A 20286-nucleotide genomic window follows, 5' to 3' on the forward strand; every position below is an offset into this window, starting at 1 on the left:
CCGATACAATGCGTCACCGTGCCGACGATAGCGTCGGAAAGTTCAGCTGAGGTGCTAGATGGATATCATCGATACGATCAAAGAGCAGATTGCCAACAACACCATTCTGCTTTACATGAAAGGCTCGCCGAATGCCCCGCAGTGCGGGTTCTCGGCCAAGGCATCGCAGGCTGTGATGGGTTGCGGCGAGAAGTTCGCCTACGTCGACATCCTGCAGAACCCGGAAATCCGCGCCAACCTGCCAAAATACGCCAACTGGCCGACCTTCCCGCAACTGTGGGTAGCCGGTGAGCTGGTTGGCGGTAGCGACATCATGCTGGAAATGTTCGAGACGGGTGAGCTGCAGGCCCTGATCAAGGACGCCGCCGCCAAGGCCAAGGCCTCCGAAGCCTGATCATCAGGCAGCCATAAAAAAACCCGCTCAACGCGGGTTTTTTTATGGGGCGAGAATCTTATTCTTCGCCCATCTGCGACTGCAGGTAGTTCTCGATGCCGATCTTGTCGATCAGGCCCAGCTGGGTTTCCAGCCAGTCGATGTGCTCTTCCTCGGATTCGAGGATGTCTTCGAGCATGTCACGCGAGCCAAAGTCGCCAGCGGTTTCGCAGTGGGCGATGGCAGCTTTCAGGTCGGCCAGGCCTTTCTGTTCGATCTTCAGGTCGCACTCGAGCATCTCTTTGGTGTGCTCGCCGATCAGCAGCTTGCCCAGGTCCTGAACGTTGGGAATGCCTTCGAGGAAGAGAATACGCTTGATCAGTTTGTCAGCGTGTTTCATCTCGTCGATGGATTCTTTGTACTCGTGCTTGCCGAGCTTGTTCAGGCCCCAATCTTCGTACATGCGCGCGTGCAGGAAGTACTGGTTGATCGCGACCAGCTCGTTTCCGAGGATCTTGTTGAGATGCTGGATGACGCTTACGTCGCCTTTCATGTCGGGTTCCTGCCCTGTAGAAGTGTGCCAATACCGCGAAGTTTGAGCCTGTGACGGAGTGCTGTCAAACCTAAGTGTTTGAATAATAAGTGAAAATTAATAGGAATAAGAATGTTTGTGAACCGCGTTGGAAGGCTAACTTATTGATATTCAGGCATAAAAAAACCGGACACGAGGTCCGGTTCTTCAAATTCTGTAATATCAGGCAGCAGTAAATTCCACCGGATAGGGCAGGGCGGCTTGCTGGCTCACCTGCAAATCGGTGAGGGTCTCGCGGACCACCTGCTTGGCCAGGCAGGCGCATTTGCCACACTGGCTGGCGACATTGGTCGCCGCTCGGACTTCCTTGTAACTGCAGCATCCTTCATAGATCGCATCGCGGATCTGTCCGTCGGTGACGCCGACACAAAGACACACATACATAGGGCTGACCATCGCGGGTTGAGTCGATGGGTTGGAGCTTAATGTTAATGAGAATGCTTGTCAAAGGACTTTCTGAAAGGGCCGTGCTTGAGCGACCGACGGTTGCATTCGGCCTGTCACTGGAAGCCGTGTATGATGGTCAGCCTTTGTTGGATGTCGGGCAAGCCTGCTTGGCCCGGCAAACGGTTTTCCACTCTCACTAGGAGATTACAATGAGCGTACTCGTTGGCAAACAAGCCCCCGACTTCACCGTCCCAGCCGTCCTGGGCAATGGCGAAATCGTCGACAGCTTCAACCTGGCTTCGGCCATCAAGGGCAAGTACGGCCTGGTGTTCTTCTACCCACTGGACTTCACCTTCGTCTGCCCGTCCGAGCTGATCGCTCTGGACAACCGCATCCCTGACTTCCAGGCGCGCAACGTTGAAGTGATCGGCGTTTCGATCGACTCGCACTTCACCCACAACGCATGGCGTAACACCCCGGTCAACGCCGGCGGTATCGGCCAGGTCAAGTACACCCTGGCTGCCGACATCACCCACGAAATCTGCAAGGCCTACGACGTCGAGTCCGAAGGCGGCGTAGCCTTCCGTGGCGCCTTCCTGATTGACACCAACGGTGTTGTGCGTTCGCAGATCGTCAACGACCTGCCACTGGGCCGTAACATGGACGAGCTGCTGCGTCTGGTCGACGCCCTGCAATTCCACGAAGAGCACGGCGAAGTCTGCCCTGCCAACTGGAAAAAAGGCGACCAGGGCATGACCGCTTCGCCAGAAGGCGTTGCTGCTTACCTGAGCGAGAACGCTGGCAAGCTGTAATTGCCGCGCGCATGAAAAAACCGGCCCATGTGGCCGGTTTTTTTTGCTTCAAGGTTCAAGCGGCAAGCTACAAGTAAAACGCACAGCGCATGCGGCCTGCTTTTCCTTGTCGCTTGAAGCTTGCAGCTTAATCGTTGAAGTCGCGCCAGCCGCCCATTTCCTTCCAGCGGTTGACGATGCCGCAGAACAGCTCGGCCGTCTTCTCGGTGTCGTAACGCGCCGAGTGCGCCTCACGGCCATCGAAGTCGATGTCGGCGCTCTGGCAGGCACGCGCCAGCACGGTCTGGCCGTAAGCCAAGCCAGCCAGGGTCGCGGTGTCGAAGCTGGAGAACGGGTGGAACGGGTTACGCTTGATATCGTTACGCGTTACCGCCGCATTGAGGAAGCCAAGGTCGAAGCTGCTGTTGTGGCCGACCAGGATCGCCCGTTTGCAGCCATTGGCCTTGAGCGCCTTGCGCACACCACGGAAGATGTCGGTGAGCGCGCTTTCTTCGCTCACTGCCATGCGCAGCGGGTGGTCCAGCTTGATACCGGTGAACTCCAGCGCGGCCGGCTCGATATTGGCCCCTTCGAACGGCTCGACCCGGTAGAAGTAGGTGTGCTCGGGGAACAGGAAGCCCTTTTCGTCCATGCCAATGGTCACTGCGGCAATTTCCAGCAGGGCGTCGGTGGCGCTGTTGAAGCCGCCAGTCTCGACATCCACGACTACCGGCAGATAGCCACGGAAGCGCTCGGCCATCGGGTGGCGCGAACCGCTGCCGACCTGACCGTCCTGGTCGTCTTCGTACAGGTCTTCGCTCACGCGTTGTCCTCCAGCAGGCGCCAGCGCAGTTTCTCACCGGCGCGCAGCGGGATCACGGTCTGCTCGCCGAATGGCAGGCTGTCCGGGGCGGTCCATTCTTCGCGGACCAGGGTGATGGTGTCGGTGTTTGCCGGCAGGCCATAGAAGGCCGGGCCGTGCAGGCTGGCAAAGCCTTCCAGCTTGTCCAGTGCATTGCGCTGCTCGAATGCCTCGGCGTACATCTCGATGGCAGCGTATGCGGTGTAGCAACCGGCGCAACCGCAGGCGGCTTCCTTGGCGTGACGGGCATGCGGTGCCGAGTCGGTGCCGAGGAAGAACTTCGGGTTGCCGCTGGTGGCCGCGTCCAGCAGCGCCACCTGGTGGGTGTTGCGCTTGAGGATCGGCAGGCAATAGAAGTGCGGGCGGATACCGCCGACCAGCATGTGGTTGCGGTTGTACAGCAGGTGCTGGGCCGTGATGGTCGCACCGACGTTGGCCGGGGCTTCGGTGACGAACTGCGCGGCGTCGCCCGTGGTGATGTGCTCGAACACCACTTTCAGGGTCGGGAAGCGTTCGACCAGGCGGCGCATGTGCTCGTCGATGAAGCGCTTCTCGCGGTCGAACACGTCGATCTCGCTGCGGGTCACTTCACCGTGCACCAGCAATGGCATGCCGACTTCCGCCAGTGCCTCGATGGCCGGGAAGATGTTGTCGATGCTGGTCACGCCCGAATCGGAGTTGGTCGTCGCGCCAGCCGGGTACAGCTTGGCGGCGTAGACGATACCGCTGGCCTTGGCCGCGCGGATGTCCTCGGGGCTGGTGCGGTCGGTGAGGTACAGCACCATCAGCGGTTCAAAGCGGCTGCCAGCCGGGCGAGCGGCAAGGATGCGCTCACGGTAGGCGCCAGCTTCGACGGCATTGCGCACCGGCGGAACCAGGTTAGGCATGATGATGGCACGGGCGAAAGTACGCGCCACATCGCCAACGGTATGGGGCAGGACGGCACCATCGCGCAGATGGATGTGCCAGTCGTCGGGACGCAGGAGGGTCAGGCGATCGGACATTGGGAATTCCAGGCGGGTCGAACTCAGGCCCCAATGCTACCGGAAAACCCCGGTCCGAGCACGGCTATCAAGTTTTCCGGCAAGCGTCCGATAGCCTGCCTGTAAGCCGTCAGAATTTGTGGAGCCGCCCGTGCGCCAGCGTTACCTAGCCCTGTTGACCCTTGTCGCCAGCCTGCCGGCCGGCGCACTGACCTTCCAGACCCGCATGGAGAATGTCGCCTGGAAAGTCGAGGGTGACCAGTTCGAATGCCGCCTGATCCAGCCGATCGACGGTTTCGGCAGTGGCGAGTTCGTGCGCAAGGCTGGTGAGCAACCGGTGTTCCAGCTGCGTTCGCACAGCAATGTGCTGGGTGCAGGTTCGGCCACCTTGCTGGCTGCCGCTGCCCCTTGGCAGCCGGGGCGCGGTGATGTGAACCTTGGTGCCGTACGCATGGCCCGCAGCGGCGTGCTGTTCAGCTCGTCGCAGAGCCAGGCCAGCCGCTTGATCAACGGCCTGCTCGATGGCCGCAGTACGGTGGTGCGCAACTACACCGGCGAAGGTGGGCGGGCGATTGAAGTACGCGTGCTGCCGGTCAGCTTCGCCAAGGCGTACAGCGACTATCAGGCCTGCGCCAGCAAGATGCTGCCGATGAACTATGACCAGGTGCGCCAGACCCAGGTCGGCTTCCCCGGCGGTGGCTTCGACCTGGACGCCGATGCCCGTGCGCGGCTGGACGTGATCCTCGATTACCTGAAGGCTGACCCGACGGTGAACCACATCGAGCTCAACGGCCACTCCGACAACAGTGGTAACCGCCTGACCAATCGCGACACTTCGCGGCGTCGGGCCTTGGCTGTGGCCGATTACTTCAAGGCCCATGGTGTGCCGGAAGAGCAGATTGTCGTGCGCTTCCATGGCGAGCGCTATCCGCTGGTGAAGAACAACAGCCCGGCCAATCGGGCGCGTAACCGGCGGGTGAACATCGAACTGGATCGGGTGGCGATGGCGGAGAAGCCGGTTGTGCAGCCAGTGCAGCAGCAGGTGCCAGCAGCGGCTCCTGGGGCTAAGGCGCCCTGATATCGGCATGGCTGGCAGGTGCATGCATCAGAACATTTGTCGCCTGTGAGACCGAGCGCAGATGCTGCTGCGGCAAGCACGTCGCGCCGCTGACCGTTCCTGTCGCTTTGTCGTCAGAAGCTGTCGCCCCACTGTAAATTTATCCGCAACGCCGGTAGAATCGGTCCCTTTCCGTACAACCCCGTGGAGTGATGGCATGGCGGACGTAAAAAAGGTCGTACTGGCGTATTCCGGCGGCCTTGATACTTCGGTGATTCTCAAGTGGCTGCAGGATACCTACAACTGCGAAGTGGTGACCTTCACCGCTGACCTGGGTCAGGGCGAAGAAGTCGAGCCGGCCCGCGCCAAAGCGCAGGCGATGGGCGTAAAAGAGATCTACATCGACGACCTGCGCGAAGAGTTCGTGCGTGATTTCGTCTTCCCGATGTTCCGCGCCAATACCGTATACGAAGGCGAGTACCTGCTGGGTACTTCCATCGCTCGCCCGCTGATCGCCAAGCGCCTGATCGAAATCGCCAACGAAACCGGCGCCGACGCCATTTCCCACGGCGCTACCGGCAAGGGTAACGACCAGGTCCGCTTCGAGCTGGGTGCCTACGCCCTCAAGCCTGGCGTCAAGGTCATCGCCCCATGGCGCGAGTGGGACCTGCTGTCCCGCGAAAAGCTGATGGACTACGCCGAGAAGCACGGCATCCCGATCGAACGCCACGGCAAGAAGAAGTCGCCGTACTCGATGGACGCCAACCTGCTGCACATCTCCTACGAAGGCGGTGTCCTGGAAGATACCTGGACCGAGCACGAAGAAGACATGTGGCGCTGGAGCGTCTCGCCAGAGAACGCCCCGGACCAGGCTACCTACATCGAGCTGACCTACCGCAACGGTGACATCGTCGCCATCGACGGCGTCGACATGACCCCGGCCACCGTGCTTGCCGAACTGAACCGCATCGGCGGCGCCAACGGTATCGGCCGTCTGGACATCGTAGAGAACCGTTACGTGGGCATGAAGTCCCGTGGCTGCTACGAAACCCCTGGTGGCACCATCATGCTCAAGGCGCACCGCGCCATCGAGTCGATCACCCTGGACCGCGAAGTCGCTCACCTGAAAGACGAGCTGATGCCGAAGTACGCCAGCCTGATCTACACCGGCTACTGGTGGAGCCCGGAGCGCCTGATGCTGCAGAAGATGATCGACGCTTCGCAGGTCAACGTTAACGGCGTCGTGCGCCTGAAGCTGTACAAGGGCAACGTCATCGTGGTTGGCCGCAAGTCGGACGACTCGCTGTTCGATGCCAACATCGCGACCTTCGAAGAAGACGGCGGCGCCTACAACCAGGCCGATGCTGCTGGCTTCATCAAGCTCAACGCGCTGCGCATGCGTATCGCTGCCAACAAAGGCCGCGAGATGCTCTGAGCATCTGGCTGAAGTGGCAAAAAAACCCGGCTCTGGCCGGGTTTTTTTTGCCTTCTGAAACGTGCTCTGATCAGCGGCCATGGGGGCGATCCTCAGGCATGCGGGTGGTGGAAAGACGCACGCACTGCTGCAGATCCATATTGCACAGTTGCCAGTGCCTGTTTTCGACCTGCGGTTGCTTAATGGCTTGCATGATTTGTTGTTCTATAAGTTTCTGCGCGTCTGGGCCGGAGAACATCATGGTTACAGTTTCTTGCATGTCGGGATGTACCGCTTGTTCAGGGATGTTCTTCTGCTCGGCCAAGTCAGGTTTGTAAAAGGATTTGTAGTTGAAGTTCAGGGTGAGAAAGAACAGGGCAGTGAGAAAGAATGGGAACCCTACAAGGAACCAGGTGTAGTACGTCTGACTTTTTTCACTGAGAAAAGGCAAGGTTGCCAAGGCAGAAGCTTCGATGATGCCAGCGAAGATGGCGATTATCGTCAGCGGAGCCACTGGTTGGTTATCGGTCATGGTTATTGCCTCCTGCTTGTTCCGCTTATCAATAACCTACTGACTGGCTCAACTAAATTGTGGAATTTTTCCCGGGGAGGGAATTTGTCGACGTGGTTGATGGGGTGAGCGAGTCGATCAGGTTTGATTCGCGAGTTCGTAAGCACATTCTTGAGAAGGCTTTAAATTTTTCTTGTAGGAAAATTCCCAAACCGACGTAAGGTTCATCTATTCGGCTACTTGGGCGGGGAATTGACGCGCCATTGAGCGTTCTGCTCGGTTATGGTGAGGCAGTCGTCAAAGCAGAATAATGAATGATGGATATCGCATGAATAAAGTCCTTATCGTGGATGATCATCCGGTCATACGCTTGGCAGTGCGCATGCTGATGGAGCGACATGGCTACGATGTTGTTGCGGAAACCGACAACGGTATAGCGGCCTTGCAGCTCACTCGCGAACACCTTCCCGATATTGTTGTACTGGATATCGGCATCCCCAAACTCGACGGGCTGGAGGTCATTGCCCGCATGGCCGCGGCCAGCCCTGGCAGCCGAGTTCTGGTGCTGACTTCCCAGGCACCGGGGCATTTCTCCATGCGCTGCATGCAGGCGGGGGCCTCAGGCTATGTGTGCAAGCAGCAGGAACTTACCGAACTACTCAGTGCCATCAAGGCTGTGCTCTCTGGTTACAGTTACTTCCCGAACCAGGCATTGCACAAGTCCCATGGCCGGGTGGGGGGGGCCAGTGAGGCGGAAATGGTTGATCGCCTGTCGGCAAGGGAGATGATGGTGCTGCAGCAGCTTGCACGCGGGCGCTCCAACAAGGAGATTGCCGACAGCATGTTCCTCAGCAACAAGACGGTCAGCACCTACAAGACCCGCCTGCTGCTGAAGCTGAATGCCCACTCGCTGGTGGACCTGATCGAATTGGCCCGGCGTCATGGTCTGAACTGAGCCCTGCATCCACAAAGCCTCCGCGAAGGAGGCTTTGCGTAAGGCTACAGATCGTAGTCGAAATCGGCAAGTTGCCGTTGCAGGCGTCGCTCTTCGAGAAGGTTGTCAATGGTACGACGCTTGCTCAGGTTGGTCTTCGCGGTTTCTACCTGAGGCTCCGCTTCGTCGTCAGCGGTAGCAAAGTCATCTTCGATCGACAGGTCGTCTTTATCGGTACTCATGAGTCGCTCCAAGCCAAAGGGCCATTGGCCGTCCTTATAGCGAGAAAGCGAAGTCCGGTAAAAAAGATTTTTTCAATCGCAATGCAGCTGTTTTTGCTATTGGCTCAATCGTCGGAGGTCTTGTGCTTGTATTCGCACAAATCTTCGATGCGGCAGCTACCGCAACGCGGCTTGCGTGCCTGGCATACGTAACGGCCATGCAGGATGAGCCAATGGTGAGCGTCGAGCAGGTAATCCTTGGGGACGAACTTGACCAGTTTCTTCTCGACCTCGAGCACGGTCTTGCCAGGCGCGATGCCGGTGCGGTTGCTGACCCGGAAGATGTGCGTGTCCACGGCCATGGTCGGCTGGCGGAAGGCGGTGTTGAGCACCACATTGGCGGTCTTGCGCCCCACGCCCGGCAACGCTTCCAGTGCTTCTCGGGTCTGCGGCACTTCGCCGCCATGGCGCTCGATCAACAGCCGGCACGCCTCGATGACGTTCTTGGCCTTGCTGTTGTAGAGGCCGATGGTCTTGATGTATTCGCTCAGCCCTTCGATACCAAGCGCGTAGATGGCTTGCGGCGTATTGGCGACCGGAAACAGGCGCGCGGTGGCCTTGTTGACGCCGACATCGGTGGACTGCGCCGAAAGCGTCACGGCAACCAGGAGCTCGAATGGGGTGGTGTAGGCCAGTTCCGTTTTCGGGTCCGGATTGTCTTCGTGCAGCCTGCGAAAGATCTCCAGGCGTTTGGCGGCATTCATGGGGTCAACGCTTTCCTTGACGACGTGTGAGGGTGGGGCGTAGCCGATTGTACAGGGCCAGTAGCGCGCCGAGCAGTAGCAGCCCACCGGATGGCAGGATGGCCAGGTGCATGCCTGCTATCTCGGCCAGCCATTGGCGACTCGCGCCGAGCAACAGGCAGGCGAGCAGCAGGCCACTCAGGTGGAGCAGCAGTTGCCGCCAGCGCCCTTCTTTTGGCAGCAATGTGTCGATGACAAGGCATTGCAGGCAGATCAGTGCCGGAAAATAACCAAGCGTCAGCGCCAATGGCAATGCCCAGGCACGCAGGGCCAGTTGCAGGCAGCTGGCAAGCGCAGCAAGCAGCAGCAGGCTTGCCAACCAGTACCTCGCGCCGCTGAGTGTTGGCCGCAGCAGGCTCAGCGAGGCTTGGTGGAAAAGGGCTAGCACGAGCATGCATGCGCTGATGCCTGCCGCCTGGGTGAAGGTGCGGGTGGCGCCAAGCAGCGCAGCCAGGCCGGTTACCAGCAGGCAGAATCTATTCATGGCCGGGGGCTCCGAGCAGTTCGCTGCGGTGCTGGTCAAAATAGCGCAACGCCTCCTGTTGCGCGTCGATGACGGCCCGGGACGTAACGGTTGCCCCGGCCAGCTGGTCGAAGTCGCCTTGGTCGCGCCTGAGCGCCCAGCGATCGCCAAGGCCGTGCTTGGCAAACTGGGCCAGCCAGCCAGACTGCGGATCGGCAATCTGGGCGCCCAGCCCAGGGCTTTCCTGCTGTTCGATCACCCGGGTGCCGATCAGGCGGCCTTCCGCGTCGATGGCAATGCTCAGCTTGATCGGGCCGGCATAGCCCTGGACCTGGCTTACCAGCACGATGGCTGTTGGCAGCGTGCCTTGGGTCGCGCGGTACGCCGCGAGGATCGTGCTGTGCAATGGCTGTTCGGCCGGCAATGGCAACGCGCTGTCCAGGGGGCGGTTGTCGTAACTTTGCGCGGGCAACACCGCCAGAAACCGGCGTGCCAGTAGCCGGTGCTCGGCATCGACGATGGCGGGGCGAGTCCAGTGCTGCCAGGCCAGCGTGAACGCTAATGCCAACCCGCCGACGGCAAGTAGCAGCAGGCTGCTGCGAATGGGGGCGATCATGGCGAGGCCTCTTGGCGGCGCAAGGCGAAGCGATCCAGGGCGGGCGCCGCCAGGTTCATCAACAGGATGGCGAATGCCGTGCCATCCGGGTAGCTGCCCCAGGTGCGAATCAGGTAGATCAGCGTGCCTGCGCCAAAGCCGAACAGCAGCCTGGCCAGGTTGGCCTTGGGGCCAGACACCGGCTCCGTGGCGATGAAGAATGCCGCCAGCATGGTTGAGCCGCTGAACAGGTGCAGCAGTGGCGAGCCGTTCGAATCCGAGCCGGAGCCATTCCAGGCCAGCAGGCTGAACAGGAACAGGCCGGCCAGCAGGCCTGCCGGGGCATGCCAGCTGATGACCTTGCGCTGCCAGAGAAACAGCCCACCGAACAGTAATGCCAGATTGATCCATTCGCTGCTGCGGCCGCCCACATTGCCAAAACCGGGGTGGCTGGCGAACAGCTCTTCGATGGTCAGGCTGCGGTTGTGGCGCAGGCCATCGAGAATGGTCGGCCCCGCCCAGGCATCGATCTGGTTGCCAGCGCCAGACACCAGCTGCAGGCTGTCGAAAAAGCCAACGGCGTGGTTGGGCCAGTGGGTCATGTGCAGCGGAAAGTTCAGCAGCACAAAGGCGTAACCAACCATGGCCGGGTTGAACAGATTGCGGCCCACGCCGCCAAAGGCCTGCTTGCCGACGCCAATGGCAATGCCTGCAGCAGTCACTGGTAACCACCAGGGCGCTGATACAGGCAATGCAATGGCCAGCAGCACGGCAGTCACCAGGGCACTGCCATCGTTCAGTGCCATTACAACAGGCTGGCGACGCACCGCCAGCAGTACCGCTTCGCAACTCAACGCACTACTGGCGCACAGCAACAGGCTGAACAGCACACCCCAGCCCTGCGTCCAGAACGCTGCGAGCAGGCCGGGCATGCAGGCCAGCAGCACCAGGCCCATGGCCTTGCGTTGCCGTGGGTCAGGGCTTGCCATGGTCGTGTCTGGCCGCCGTGGGCGCAGCATCGGCAGCGGCGGCTTTTTGCGCCTTGATCCGCTCGAGGGCGGCCTTGATCGGGTCTGCCGCGCCCTTTGTGGCGTCGGCCGTACGTGCCAGGCGCTGAGCCTCTCTGCGAGCGATATCGCGTTGCAGGCGGGCGTTTCGCTGTTCATGGCGCTGGCGCGCATGATCGCGGCGCTGGTGGCGGGCCTGCAGCTGCTCGGGGGAGTGGGCCAGGCCGCTGACAATCGGCACCACTGTCGGCGGCAGAGGCTGCATGTCGATGCAGTCGACCGGGCAGGGAGCCAGGCAAAGGTCACAGCCGGTGCATTCGCTGGCAATGACCGTGTGCATCAGCTTGGCAGCGCCGACAATGGCATCGACCGGGCAGGCCTGGATGCACTTGGTGCAACCGATGCATTCGGCCTCACGAATGTAGGCGACCTGGGGTGGGGCGCTACCTCGCAGCGGGTCAGGCGCAAGCAGTGGCACCTCGAGCAGCGTGGCCAGCGCGGCGATGGTCTCGCTGCCGCCTGGCGGGCACTTGTTGATGGCCTCGCCCGCTGCCAGGCCTTCGGCGTAGGGCCGACAGCCGTTGTGGCCGCATTTGCCACATTGGGTTTGCGGCAACAGGGCATCGATGCGTTGAATCAAGTTCATTGCGTGAAAAGTCCGTTGAATCCGGAGAACGCCAGGGCCATGACACCTGCGCCGATCAATGAAATGGGCAAACCGCGCAGAGCGGCCGGTATTTCAGCGTGCTGGCAGCGTTGGTGCAGGTCGTCGAACAGTACCAGCGCAAGCCAGAAACCCAGGCCGGCCAATGCCCCCCAGCGCAACGTTGCAAGTGCTGAGGTGTCATCTCCCGTCACTTGCAGCGCCAGGCCCAGCAGCAAGGCGTTGCCCAGCAATGGCAGCGCAAGGTTGCTGGTCGGCCACTGCGCACGCAGCCTGCCCAGCACCTGCGGTACGCCCCATGCCAGGAGTGCCAGCCAGGGCAGTAGCAGGAACAGGCGCAGGTCCTGCAACTGCCAGGGCGCCACGATCAGCCGTTCCAGCGCTAGCCCGCCGCTTGCCCCGAGTGCGATCGACAAGGCGCCTGCCAGGCCACACACCTGCAGGCGCAGCCGGCTCAGCGGCTGTTGTTGCAAGAGCAGGTGGCTGAACAGCGCGGCGCTGGCCAGGATCAGCAGGTAGTCGTTCATGTGAATGACGATAGCCGGGAATCGCCTGCAACGTCCGGCATTGGCGCTGCAGATGGAGTTGCCCCGGCGGTTGGGCCGGGGCAGGAGGCTTACTTGATGCGCTGACCTGGCTTGGCGCCGCTGTCAGGGCTGAGCAGGTAGATCTCTTCGCCACCAGGGCCGGCTGCCATGACCATGCCCTCGGACACGCCAAAGCGCATTTTGCGCGGCTTGAGGTTGGCCACCATCATGGTCAGGCGGCCTTCCAGCTTGGAGGGGTCCGGGTAGGCCGACTTGATGCCGGAGAACACGTTACGGCGCTCGTCGCCGATGTCCAGGGTCAGTTGCAGCAGCTTGTCGGCGCCAGGCACGGCCTCAGCCTTGACGATCAGCGCGACGCGCAGGTCGACGGCGGCAAAGGTGTCGAACTCGATTTCGGCAGACAGCGGGTCCTTGCTCAGCTCGCCGTTGCCGGCCGGCGCTTGGGCTTCGGCGGCCAGCAGGTCTTCCTTGCTGGCGGCGACCATGGCTTCGACCTTCGCCGGTTCGATACGGCTCATCAGGGCCTTGAACGGGTTCAGCTGGTGGTTTTCCAGGCGCGATTGATGGTCGTTCCAGGTCAGCGGCGCGACGTTGAGGAACGCCTCGGCATCGGCGGCGAGCAGCGGCAGCACCGGTTTGAGGAAGATCACCAGTTGGCGGAACAGGTTGATGCCCTGGGCGCAGATGGCCTGGACTTCGTCCTGCTTGCCTTCCTGCTTGGCCAGCGACCACGGCGCCTTGTCGGCGATCCAGGCGTTGGCGCGGTCGGCCAGGGCCATGATCTCGCGCATTGCACGGCCGAAATCGCGGCCTTCATAGGCTTCGGCAATCGACGGGGCGGCAGCGAGGAAGGCCTCGGTCAGCTCCGGCGCAGCATCGCCAGCGACCATCACGCCAGCATTGCCCTTGTGGATGAAGCCGGCGCAACGGCTGGCGATGTTGACCACCTTGCCGACCAGGTCGGAGTTGACCTTCTGCACGAAGTCCTCGAGGTTCAGGTCGAGGTCGTCGACGCCACGGCCAAGCTTGGCGGCGTAGTAGTAGCGCAGGTATTCCGGCTGCAGGTGGTCCAGGTAGGTGCGGGCCTTGATGAAGGTGCCGCGCGACTTGGACATTTTGGCGCCGTTCACGGTCAGGTAGCCGTGCACGTTGACCGCAGTCGGCTTGCGGAAGCCGGCACCTTCGAGCATGGCTGGCCAGAACAGGGCGTGGAAATTGACGATGTCCTTGCCGATGAAGTGGTACAGCTCGGCTTTGGAGCCTTCGTTCCAGAATGCGTCGAAGTCCAGCTCCGGGCGGCGTGCGCAGAGGTTCTTGAAGCTGGCCATGTAGCCGATCGGCGCGTCCAGCCAGACGTAGAAGTACTTGCCCGGCTCGCCCGGGATCTCGAAGCCGAAGTACGGCGCATCACGTGAGATGTCCCACTCCTGCAGGCCGGAGTCCAGCCATTCGGCGAGCTTGTTGGCCACCGCGTCCTGCAGGGTGCCGCTACGGGTCCACTGCTGCAGCATGGCCTGGAAGTCTGGCAGCTTGAAGAAGAAGTGCTGGGAATCGCGCAGTACCGGGGTGGCACCGGAGATCGCTGACTTGGGGTTCTTCAGTTCGGTCGGGGCGTAGGTGGCGCCGCACTTTTCGCAGTTGTCGCCGTACTGGTCTTCAGCCGCGCATTTGGGGCAGGTGCCCTTGATGAAGCGGTCGGCGAGGAACATGCCCTTTTCGGGGTCGAAGTACTGGGTTACCGAGCGGGTGGCAATGTGCCCGGCGTCGCGCAGGCGGCCGTAGATCAGGCTCGACAGCTCACGGTTTTCGTCGCTGTGGGTAGAGTGGAAATTGTCGAAGTCCACCAGGAAGTCGGCGAAGTCGCCGCTGTGCTCGGCCTGGACATTGGCGATCAGCTGCTCCGGGGTGATGCCTTCTTTCTCGGCACGCAACATGATGGCCGAGCCGTGGGCATCGTCGGCGCAGACGTAGATGCACTGGTTGCCGCGCAGCTTCTGGAAGCGCACCCACATGTCCGTCTGGATGTACTCCAGCATATGACCAAGGTGGATGGATCCATTGGCATAGGGCAGGGCGCTGGTAACGAGAATCTGACGTGGCTCGGACATGGTGGCTCGGCTACTTATCTGGCTCGGGTAAAAATGAGGGTGATCGGCCACTATAAAGGGCCGGCGAAGATATTTCACCCTAAGCACGCATCTGCTGACGATTGACGGGTTAGGATAGGCGTCTGTTTCGTACTCAGTTTGCCAATGGGAGTGTCCATGAGTGCCGTCACCCGTGCCGCCGTCGAAGGCGTGCTTCGCCAGTACACCGACCCCTACCTGAACCAGGACCCGGTCAGCGCCGGTTGCGTGCTCGCCATCGACATCCAGGGCGGGCAGGTCGCTGTGCAGCTGCAACTGGGCTATGCTGCCGGCCTGTTCAAGAACGGCTGGGCCCAGGTGCTGCAGACCGCGATCGAGAATCTCGACGGCGTCAGCTCGGCCCAGGTGTCGATCGACTGCGTGGTCGCCGCGCACAAGGCCCAGGCCCAGGTACCGGCCATGGCCAACGTCAAGAACATCATTGCCGTGGCCTCGGGCAAGGGCGGGGTCGGCAAGTCGACCACCGCTGCCAACCTGGCCTTGGCCCTGGCCCGTGAAGGCGCCCGCGTGGGCATTCTCGATGCCGACATCTATGGCCCCAGCCAGGGCGTGATGTTCGGTATTGCCGAGGGTACCCGCCCACAGATCCGCGAGCAGAAGTGGTTCGTGCCGATCAAGGCCCATGGCGTGGAAGTCATGTCCATGGCATTTCTCACCGATGACAACACGCCGATGGTCTGGCGTGGGCCGATGGTGTCCGGTGCGTTGCTGCAGCTGGTGACCCAGACGGCGTGGGACGACCTGGATTATCTGGTCATCGACATGCCGCCGGGTACTGGCGATATCCAGCTGACCCTGGCGCAGAAGGTGCCGGTGGCCGGTTCGGTAATCGTCACTACGCCACAGGACCTGGCCCTGCTGGATGCCAAGAAGGGCGTGGAGATGTTCCGCAAGGTCAACATCCCGGTGCTGGGCGTGGTGGAAAACATGGCCGTGCACATCTGCTCGAACTGCGGCCATGCCGAGCACCTGTTCGGTGAGGGCGGTGGCGAGAAGCTGGCGGCGCAGTACGGCGTCGACCTGCTGGCCTCGCTGCCGCTGTCGATGCTGATCCGCGAGCAGGCCGACAGCGGCAAGCCGACGGCGATCGCCGAGCCGGAAAGCCAGATTGCCATGGTCTACCAGGAACTGGCCCGCCAGGTGGGCGCGCGGATCGTGCTGCAGGAAGCGGCGGCGCCGGCGATGCCGAGCATCACCATCAGCGAAGACTGAGGCAGCACGTGTGGGAACGGCCTTGCCGGTCCCACAAGGCCGCAGATGCTTTGCAGTCAGGCATAAAAAAACCCGCCAGAAGGCGGGTTTTTTTGAAAGCTAGGAAGCTGAGATCGACTTAGGCGATCTGAACTTCTTCAGCCTGCATGCCTTTCTGGCCGCGGGTAGCGACGAAAGTAACAGCCTGGCCTTCTTTCAGGGTTTTGAAGCCGTCAGCTTGGATGGCTTTGAAGTGCACGAACAGGTCGTCGCCCGACTGAGGGGTGATGAAGCCGTAGCCTTTCTCATCGTTGAACCACTTAACAACACCGGATTGACGGTTGGACATTTTTCTGTCTCCTTGGACAATTTGATAACGGTCAGGAAAAACCCTGCCCGGGACTGAGCGCAAAGAGAGCAGAAAATTCAGCGATGGGCCGATCAGGATCGTGCATCAAACTAGAGATTCTCGGTGTCACGTGCAGCACAGTGGCGCCACCTTACCCCACTTTCCACGAGCTGCCAATGGTCTGTGAACGCTTTACGCAAATTCGGATCGACGGCGGCTGTAGCCCCCGTCCGGCGCGGGATAAGGCACTGGAACTTTAACCCGGGCGCCGGGACCGGTAAGATGCGCGTCTGGATTTTCCCCTCGCAACTCTTCAGGACACCCCGCCATGAGCATCAAATCGGACAAGTGGATTCGCCGCATGGCGCAGGAACACGGCATGATCGAACCGTTCGTCGAGCGCCAGGTGCGCGGCGAACAGGACAGCCGGGTCATCTCCTTCGGCGTCTCCAGCTACGGCTACGACGTGCGTTGCGCCGACGAGTTCAAGGTGTTCACCAACATCAACTCGGCCACCGTCGACCCGAAGAACTTCGACGCCGGCAGCTTCGTCGACATCAAGAGCGACGTCTGCATCATTCCGCCAAACTCCTTCGCCCTGGCCCGTACCGTCGAGTACTTCCGCATTCCGCGTGACGTGCTGACCATCTGCCTGGGCAAGAGCACGTACGCCCGTTGCGGCATCATCGTCAACGTCACCCCGCTCGAGCCGGAGTGGGAAGGCCACGTGACCCTGGAGTTCTCCAACACCACCACGCTGCCGGCGAAGATCTACGCCAACGAAGGCGTGGCGCAGATGCTGTTCCTGCAGTCCGACGAAGAATGCGAAGTGTCGTACAAGGACCGCGGCGGCAAGTACCAAGGTCAGCGCGGCGTCACTCTGCCGCGTACCTGATCCGACGAGCGCGGGGAATTAGTTTCGCGGATGGCACTCCAACAGTTTGCACAGTGCCGATACGTATGCAGCGTGTCGGCCCTCGTTCAGGAGCTGCCAATGAAACTCAACCCCGCAATCACTGCGAAGCTGGCCGTGTTGCAGCCCAACCAGATCGGGTTGCTGGCCTGGTCACTGCTGGCGCACCCGCTGCCCATGCAGGCCGGTGGCGTGCCGCACCAGCCTGATCCTGATACGCCGCAGCCGCCGGAGCCCGGCGAACATCCTCCGATGGAGCCAGGCGAGCCTACCCTGCCCGACGAGCCACCACCGTCTCCTGTCGCCTGACTATTCGGCCAGCGCCCAGACCTGATCGCCTCCGGCCAGGAAAACGCGAGTGCCGGAGCCCGGCTCGACCCGCCATCCCCCGGTGAACTCACCGAAGGCCGGCAGCAGGCTGACCTGAGCATCGATCAGGAAGCACGGTAGCCGCAGCCGTTGCCGTGCCCGCCCGCGCAGCACATACACCGGATGCACGTGCCCGGCGAGCACCGGGTGGCTGGGGTGAGGCGTAGGGTCGTGCTGCAGGGCAAAGGGGGCCAGCAGCAAAGGTTCGTCCCTTACCTCGATCCGTAGTTCTGCCGGCGGATCACCGGCGTGGCGATCATGGTTGCCACGCACCAGCACCATCTTCACCGCGCGGTGCCGGCTTCTCCAGGCGTGAAGGCTGGCCAGCGTGCCCGGCGAAAGCGCAGCGCGTGCGTGCAGGAAGTCACCGAGGATGATCAACTGCTCGCAGTCATAGCTGTTCAGTAATGTCTCCAGGCGTGCCAGGGTCGCGGCGGTGGTGCCGCGCGGAACGGGTTGATGCAATGCCCGGTAGCTGGCGGCCTTGCCGATATGAACGTCGGCCACCAGCAGGGTGCGGCGGGCCGGCCAGTAGATGGCCTTGTCTGCTAGCAGCCAAAGCGTTTCGCCACAGTGTTCCACGGGATAGGTATTCATGGCCGGTTTGCCGCTTTTTCCAGGTCGCTCACCATCCGCGCAATGCGGTCCGCCAGCTTTTCCGTGCTCAAGGTCTCGCGCATGCCTTCGACCAGCAGGGCGAATGCCAGGGGGCCAGGCCGTTGCAGCATTCGCAGGTCCAGTTGCAGGCTGTGCATCTTGAGCAGCTGGCGGTGCAGGCGTTCGATCTCCAGTTCTTCGCTGAGCACTTCATCGCGTGCCTGGCCGAGCAGCAAGTTACCTGAATCATGCTTACGGAATACCTCGAAGAACAACCCGCTGGAGGCTTGAATCTGCCGCGTGCTCTTCTGCGCGGCGGGGTAGCCGCCAAAGACCAGTCCGGAGATCTGGGCGATTTCGCGGAAACGCCGCAGTGCCATTTCGCCAGCGTTCAGACTGGCCAGCACATCTTCCAGCAGGTTTTCGCCGGACAGTGCTCCAGGCAGGCAACTGGCCCAATCCACGGTGCTGGGGCTGAGCAGTTCGAAACCATAGTCGTTCACGGCAATGGATACCGAAAGCGGCTGCACCCGGCTCACCCGCCAGGCGATCAGGTTGGCCAGGCCCAGGTTGGCCATGCGCCCGGCAAAAGGGTAGAGGAACAGGTGCGAGCCCTGGCGCGATCCCAGCGTCTCGGCCAGCAGCGTGCCGCGGGTGGGTAAGGCTGACCACCGCGCCTGCAAGGCCAGCAGTGGCTGTACGGCCTGCATCTCCGGGCCGAGATAGGCCCCATGCGCGGCTGCATCGAGTTGTGCGACCAAGGCGTCGGCCAGCTCGCTGGACAGCGGCATGCGCCCGCCATTCCAGCGTGCCACCGCGGCGTTGCGCGCGGTGCTGCGGCGCACATAGGCGGTCATGCCTTCTACCCGTACCAGCTCCAGGACTCGCCCGGCAAACACCAGGGTATCGCCAGGGCGCAGGCGGGCAATGAAGGCTTCCTCGACACTGCCCAGGTGCTTGCCGCCGCCACCCTTGCTCCAATATTTGAGCTGCAGGCTGGCGTCGCTGACGATGGTGCCGATGCCCATGCGGTGGCGCCTCGCCAGGCGCTCGCTGGCCACCCGCCAGACCCCATCAGGGTGCGCCTCGACCCGCTGATAATCGGGGTAGGCAGTCAACGCGTGGCCACCGTGATTGATGAAGTCCAGCGCCCATTGCCACTGGCTGTCGCGCAGGTCACGGAACGCCCAGGTGCTGCGGACTTCCTCAAGCAGTTCAGCGGGCCGAAAGCCACTGCCCAGGGCCATGCTGACCAGATGCTGAACCAGCACGTCCAGGCACAGGCGCGGCGAGCGGCGTGCTTCGATATGGCCAGCAGCCAGTGCGGCGCGGGCGGCGGCGGCTTCCACCAGCTCCAGGCTGTGGGTCGGCACCAGGGTGATGCGCGAGCGGCGCCCCGGCGCATGGCCAGAGCGCCCGGCGCGCTGCATGAGGCGGGCAATGCCTTTGGCCGAACCGATCTGCAGCACCCGTTCGACCGGCAGGAAGTCCACCCCCAGGTCCAGGCTGGATGTACAGATGACGGCCTTGAGCGTGCCTTGCTTGAGGCTCTGCTCGACCCAGTCGCGGGTCGCCCGGGCCAGTGAGGCATGATGCAAGGCAATCTGCCCGGCCCAATCGGGGCGTGCATCGAGCAAGGCCTGGTACCAAAGCTCGGCCTGGGCACGGGTGTTGGTGAACACCAGGCTGCTGGTGCTGGCGTCCAGCTCATGGGCCACCTGATCGAGCATCTTCAGGCCCATGTGCCCGGCCCAGGGGAAGCGCTCGATGGCTTCGGGCAGCAAGGTGTCGACCAGCAGCTGTTTGTCCTGGCGGCCTTTCACCAGCAGGCCGCCGCTGGGCAACAGCACGTCCAGGGCGTGCGACAGGTTGCCGAGCGTGGCGGACAAGCCCCAGGTCATCAGGCCCGGATGCCAGCGGCGCAAGCGGGCCAGGGCCAGTTGCAGCTGTACGCCGCGCTTGTTGCCAAGCAGTTCGTGCCATTCATCCACCACCACCAGGCGCAGGCTGGCGAAGTCTTCGGCGGCCTGTGCCCGGGTCAGCAGCAAGGTCAGGCTCTCTGGCGTCGTGATCAGGACGCTTGGCAAACGCCGGGCCTGGCGAGCGCGTTCGGCACTGCCGGTATCGCCGCTGCGCACGCCGACCGTCCAGTTCAGGCCGAGCTCATCCAGTGGCGTTTGCAGAGCACGCGCGGTATCAGCGGCCAGTGCGCGCATGGGGGTAATCCAGAGCACTTGCAGCGCGGCGGGCTGGCGCCCGATGGCTGGCTTGGCGAAGGCGCGCAATGCAGCCAGCCAGACCGCATAAGTCTTGCCCGCCCCCGTGCTGGCATGCAGCAGCCCTGATTCACCTCGTCCGACCGCTGCCCAGACTTGGCGCTGGAAGGCGAAAGGCTTCCAGCCGCGGGCGGTGAACCAGGCATTGGCAAGGTCGGAAGAGGTAGGCATGCGTGCGAGCGATCCTGGGAAGGCTGTGCTTCTACAGACCACTCGCCGTGCGCATTGGTTTTAACCGA

23 protein-coding genes and 1 pseudogene are annotated in these 20286 nt (G+C 62.0%); 8 read left to right on the plus strand and 16 right to left on the minus strand.

The window, feature by feature from the left end; translation table 11 throughout:
* Nucleotides 1-58: 58 nt before the first annotated feature.
* Entirely contained in the window at nt 59-394 is a 336-nt protein-coding gene (gene grxD / locus ABE528_RS08380; RefSeq protein ID WP_152954502.1) for a Grx4 family monothiol glutaredoxin, read from the plus strand.
* Between the two features lie 58 nt (nt 395-452).
* Here grxD and bfr read toward each other — a convergent pair whose 3' ends face one another.
* Both bfr and ABE528_RS08390 read right to left on the minus strand, forming a co-directional pair.
* Nucleotides 453-926, minus strand: a complete 474-nt coding sequence (gene bfr, locus ABE528_RS08385) for a bacterioferritin (RefSeq protein ID WP_063913140.1) — start codon at nt 924-926, stop codon at nt 453-455.
* A 201-nt stretch (nt 927-1127) separates the two neighbouring features.
* Nucleotides 1128-1349, minus strand: a complete 222-nt coding sequence (locus ABE528_RS08390) for a bacterioferritin-associated ferredoxin (RefSeq protein ID WP_152954499.1) — start codon at nt 1347-1349, stop codon at nt 1128-1130.
* A 212-nt stretch (nt 1350-1561) separates the two neighbouring features.
* Between ABE528_RS08390 and ABE528_RS08395 the strand changes: the two genes are divergently transcribed.
* Nucleotides 1562-2164, plus strand: a complete 603-nt coding sequence (locus tag ABE528_RS08395; protein ID WP_027918971.1) for a peroxiredoxin C — start codon at nt 1562-1564, stop codon at nt 2162-2164.
* Nucleotides 2165-2291: 127 nt separating this feature from the next.
* Here the strand turns inward: ABE528_RS08395 and rnt are convergent, their stop codons facing one another.
* Nucleotides 2292-2966: a ribonuclease T gene (rnt, locus tag ABE528_RS08400; protein ID WP_079226781.1), complete on the minus strand. Its 675-nt coding sequence runs from the start codon at nt 2964-2966 to the stop codon at nt 2292-2294.
* Nucleotides 2963-4009 (minus strand): dihydroorotase, encoded by a 1047-nt coding sequence (gene pyrC, locus ABE528_RS08405; protein ID WP_085675229.1) that lies wholly within the window; start codon nt 4007-4009, stop codon nt 2963-2965. The genes rnt and pyrC overlap by 4 nt, the downstream gene beginning before the upstream one ends.
* Before the next feature lie 130 nt (nt 4010-4139).
* Here pyrC and ABE528_RS08410 point away from each other — a divergent pair, with 130 nt between their 5' ends.
* Complete coding sequence (locus ABE528_RS08410) at nt 4140-5066, plus strand: OmpA family protein (RefSeq protein ID WP_346652658.1); 927 nt, start codon at nt 4140-4142, stop codon at nt 5064-5066.
* 196 nt (nt 5067-5262) lie between these two features.
* Nucleotides 5263-6480: an argininosuccinate synthase gene (locus tag ABE528_RS08415; RefSeq protein WP_152954496.1), complete on the plus strand. Its 1218-nt coding sequence runs from the start codon at nt 5263-5265 to the stop codon at nt 6478-6480.
* A 70-nt stretch (nt 6481-6550) separates the two neighbouring features.
* On the opposite strand, the gene ABE528_RS08420 is transcribed toward ABE528_RS08415, so the two are convergent.
* Nucleotides 6551-6991 (minus strand): hypothetical protein, encoded by a 441-nt coding sequence (locus tag ABE528_RS08420; RefSeq protein WP_152954493.1) that lies wholly within the window; start codon nt 6989-6991, stop codon nt 6551-6553.
* 307 nt (nt 6992-7298) lie between these two features.
* Between ABE528_RS08420 and ABE528_RS08425 the strand changes: the two genes are divergently transcribed.
* Nucleotides 7299-7925, plus strand: a complete 627-nt coding sequence (locus tag ABE528_RS08425; RefSeq protein WP_103449413.1) for a response regulator transcription factor — start codon at nt 7299-7301, stop codon at nt 7923-7925.
* 44 nt (nt 7926-7969) lie between these two features.
* Here ABE528_RS08425 and ABE528_RS08430 read toward each other — a convergent pair whose 3' ends face one another.
* From ABE528_RS08430 to metG, 8 genes and pseudogenes are all read right to left on the minus strand, one after another.
* Entirely contained in the window at nt 7970-8146 is a 177-nt protein-coding gene (locus ABE528_RS08430) for a hypothetical protein (protein ID WP_027918964.1), read from the minus strand.
* Nucleotides 8147-8250: 104 nt separating this feature from the next.
* Nucleotides 8251-8889 carry an endonuclease III gene (nth, locus tag ABE528_RS08435; protein WP_152954491.1) on the minus strand — a complete coding sequence of 213 codons (639 nt, stop codon included), beginning with the start codon at nt 8887-8889 and terminating at the stop codon, nt 8251-8253.
* Between the two features lie 4 nt (nt 8890-8893).
* Complete coding sequence (locus tag ABE528_RS08440) at nt 8894-9412, minus strand: Rnf-Nqr domain containing protein (protein ID WP_346652659.1); 519 nt, start codon at nt 9410-9412, stop codon at nt 8894-8896.
* The gene (locus tag ABE528_RS08445) at nt 9405-10007 is read right to left on the minus strand and encodes an RnfABCDGE type electron transport complex subunit G (protein ID WP_346652660.1); all 603 of its coding nucleotides are present in this window, start codon (nt 10005-10007) and stop codon (nt 9405-9407) included. The genes ABE528_RS08440 and ABE528_RS08445 overlap by 8 nt, the downstream gene beginning before the upstream one ends.
* Nucleotides 10004-10975 (minus strand): RnfABCDGE type electron transport complex subunit D, encoded by a 972-nt coding sequence (locus tag ABE528_RS08450; RefSeq protein WP_346652661.1) that lies wholly within the window; start codon nt 10973-10975, stop codon nt 10004-10006. Before ABE528_RS08450 ends, ABE528_RS08445 begins: the two co-directional genes overlap by 4 nt.
* A 22-nt stretch (nt 10976-10997) precedes the next feature.
* Nucleotides 10998-11639 (minus strand): annotated as a pseudogene (locus ABE528_RS08455) (RnfABCDGE type electron transport complex subunit B); the annotation flags it as partial.
* Entirely contained in the window at nt 11636-12184 is a 549-nt protein-coding gene (locus ABE528_RS08460) for an Rnf-Nqr domain containing protein (protein WP_152954480.1), read from the minus strand. The pseudogene ABE528_RS08455 and the gene ABE528_RS08460, both read right to left, overlap by 4 nt.
* 89 nt (nt 12185-12273) lie before the next feature.
* A complete protein-coding gene (gene metG, locus ABE528_RS08465; RefSeq protein ID WP_346652662.1) occupies nt 12274-14313 on the minus strand; it encodes a methionine--tRNA ligase in 2040 nt (679 codons plus the stop codon).
* Nucleotides 14314-14469: 156 nt separating this feature from the next.
* On the opposite strand from metG, the gene apbC reads away from it, so the two are divergent.
* Entirely contained in the window at nt 14470-15564 is a 1095-nt protein-coding gene (apbC, locus tag ABE528_RS08470; RefSeq protein WP_346652663.1) for an iron-sulfur cluster carrier protein ApbC, read from the plus strand.
* 118 nt (nt 15565-15682) lie between these two features.
* Here apbC and ABE528_RS08475 read toward each other — a convergent pair whose 3' ends face one another.
* Complete coding sequence (locus ABE528_RS08475; RefSeq protein ID WP_003254922.1) at nt 15683-15892, minus strand: cold-shock protein; 210 nt, start codon at nt 15890-15892, stop codon at nt 15683-15685.
* A gap of 328 nt (nt 15893-16220) precedes the next feature.
* Between ABE528_RS08475 and dcd the strand changes: the two genes are divergently transcribed.
* A complete protein-coding gene (dcd, locus tag ABE528_RS08480) occupies nt 16221-16787 on the plus strand; it encodes a dCTP deaminase (RefSeq protein ID WP_003258001.1) in 567 nt (188 codons plus the stop codon).
* Nucleotides 16788-16886: 99 nt separating this feature from the next.
* Complete coding sequence (locus ABE528_RS08485; protein WP_152954476.1) at nt 16887-17114, plus strand: hypothetical protein; 228 nt, start codon at nt 16887-16889, stop codon at nt 17112-17114.
* Here the strand turns inward: ABE528_RS08485 and pdeM are convergent, their stop codons facing one another.
* The gene (gene pdeM, locus ABE528_RS08490) at nt 17115-17771 is read right to left on the minus strand and encodes a ligase-associated DNA damage response endonuclease PdeM (RefSeq protein ID WP_346652664.1); all 657 of its coding nucleotides are present in this window, start codon (nt 17769-17771) and stop codon (nt 17115-17117) included.
* On the minus strand, nt 17768-20218 hold the full coding sequence (locus ABE528_RS08495; RefSeq protein WP_346652665.1) for a ligase-associated DNA damage response DEXH box helicase: 2451 nt from the start codon (nt 20216-20218) through the stop codon (nt 17768-17770). The genes pdeM and ABE528_RS08495 overlap by 4 nt, the downstream gene beginning before the upstream one ends.
* Nucleotides 20219-20286: the final 68 nt, after the last annotated feature.

The sequence above is a fragment of the Pseudomonas sp. TWI628 genome, from assembly GCF_039673865.1.
Lineage (GTDB): Bacteria > Pseudomonadota > Gammaproteobacteria > Pseudomonadales > Pseudomonadaceae > Aquipseudomonas.

What these genes read in the sequence shown, in the direction of transcription:
- grxD (WP_152954502.1), top strand. Translation starts at nt 59, where the DNA reads ATGGATATCATCGATACGATCAAAGAGCAGATTGCCAACAACACCATT.
- bfr (WP_063913140.1), bottom strand. Translation starts at nt 926, where the DNA reads ATGAAAGGCGACGTAAGCGTCATCCAGCATCTCAACAAGATCCTCGGA.
- ABE528_RS08390 (WP_152954499.1), bottom strand. Translation starts at nt 1,349, where the DNA reads ATGTATGTGTGTCTTTGTGTCGGCGTCACCGACGGACAGATCCGCGAT.
- ABE528_RS08395 (WP_027918971.1), top strand. Translation starts at nt 1,562, where the DNA reads ATGAGCGTACTCGTTGGCAAACAAGCCCCCGACTTCACCGTCCCAGCC.
- pyrC (WP_085675229.1), bottom strand. Translation starts at nt 4,009, where the DNA reads ATGTCCGATCGCCTGACCCTCCTGCGTCCCGACGACTGGCACATCCAT.
- ABE528_RS08415 (WP_152954496.1), top strand. Translation starts at nt 5,263, where the DNA reads ATGGCGGACGTAAAAAAGGTCGTACTGGCGTATTCCGGCGGCCTTGAT.
- ABE528_RS08420 (WP_152954493.1), bottom strand. Translation starts at nt 6,991, where the DNA reads ATGACCGATAACCAACCAGTGGCTCCGCTGACGATAATCGCCATCTTC.
- ABE528_RS08425 (WP_103449413.1), top strand. Translation starts at nt 7,299, where the DNA reads ATGAATAAAGTCCTTATCGTGGATGATCATCCGGTCATACGCTTGGCA.
- ABE528_RS08430 (WP_027918964.1), bottom strand. Translation starts at nt 8,146, where the DNA reads ATGAGTACCGATAAAGACGACCTGTCGATCGAAGATGACTTTGCTACC.
- nth (WP_152954491.1), bottom strand. Translation starts at nt 8,889, where the DNA reads ATGAATGCCGCCAAACGCCTGGAGATCTTTCGCAGGCTGCACGAAGAC.
- ABE528_RS08440 (WP_346652659.1), bottom strand. Translation starts at nt 9,412, where the DNA reads ATGAATAGATTCTGCCTGCTGGTAACCGGCCTGGCTGCGCTGCTTGGC.
- ABE528_RS08445 (WP_346652660.1), bottom strand. Translation starts at nt 10,007, where the DNA reads ATGATCGCCCCCATTCGCAGCAGCCTGCTGCTACTTGCCGTCGGCGGG.
- ABE528_RS08450 (WP_346652661.1), bottom strand. Translation starts at nt 10,975, where the DNA reads ATGGCAAGCCCTGACCCACGGCAACGCAAGGCCATGGGCCTGGTGCTG.
- ABE528_RS08460 (WP_152954480.1), bottom strand. Translation starts at nt 12,184, where the DNA reads ATGAACGACTACCTGCTGATCCTGGCCAGCGCCGCGCTGTTCAGCCAC.
- metG (WP_346652662.1), bottom strand. Translation starts at nt 14,313, where the DNA reads ATGTCCGAGCCACGTCAGATTCTCGTTACCAGCGCCCTGCCCTATGCC.
- apbC (WP_346652663.1), top strand. Translation starts at nt 14,470, where the DNA reads ATGAGTGCCGTCACCCGTGCCGCCGTCGAAGGCGTGCTTCGCCAGTAC.
- ABE528_RS08475 (WP_003254922.1), bottom strand. Translation starts at nt 15,892, where the DNA reads ATGTCCAACCGTCAATCCGGTGTTGTTAAGTGGTTCAACGATGAGAAA.
- dcd (WP_003258001.1), top strand. Translation starts at nt 16,221, where the DNA reads ATGAGCATCAAATCGGACAAGTGGATTCGCCGCATGGCGCAGGAACAC.
- ABE528_RS08485 (WP_152954476.1), top strand. Translation starts at nt 16,887, where the DNA reads ATGAAACTCAACCCCGCAATCACTGCGAAGCTGGCCGTGTTGCAGCCC.
- pdeM (WP_346652664.1), bottom strand. Translation starts at nt 17,771, where the DNA reads ATGAATACCTATCCCGTGGAACACTGTGGCGAAACGCTTTGGCTGCTA.
- ABE528_RS08495 (WP_346652665.1), bottom strand. Translation starts at nt 20,218, where the DNA reads ATGCCTACCTCTTCCGACCTTGCCAATGCCTGGTTCACCGCCCGCGGC.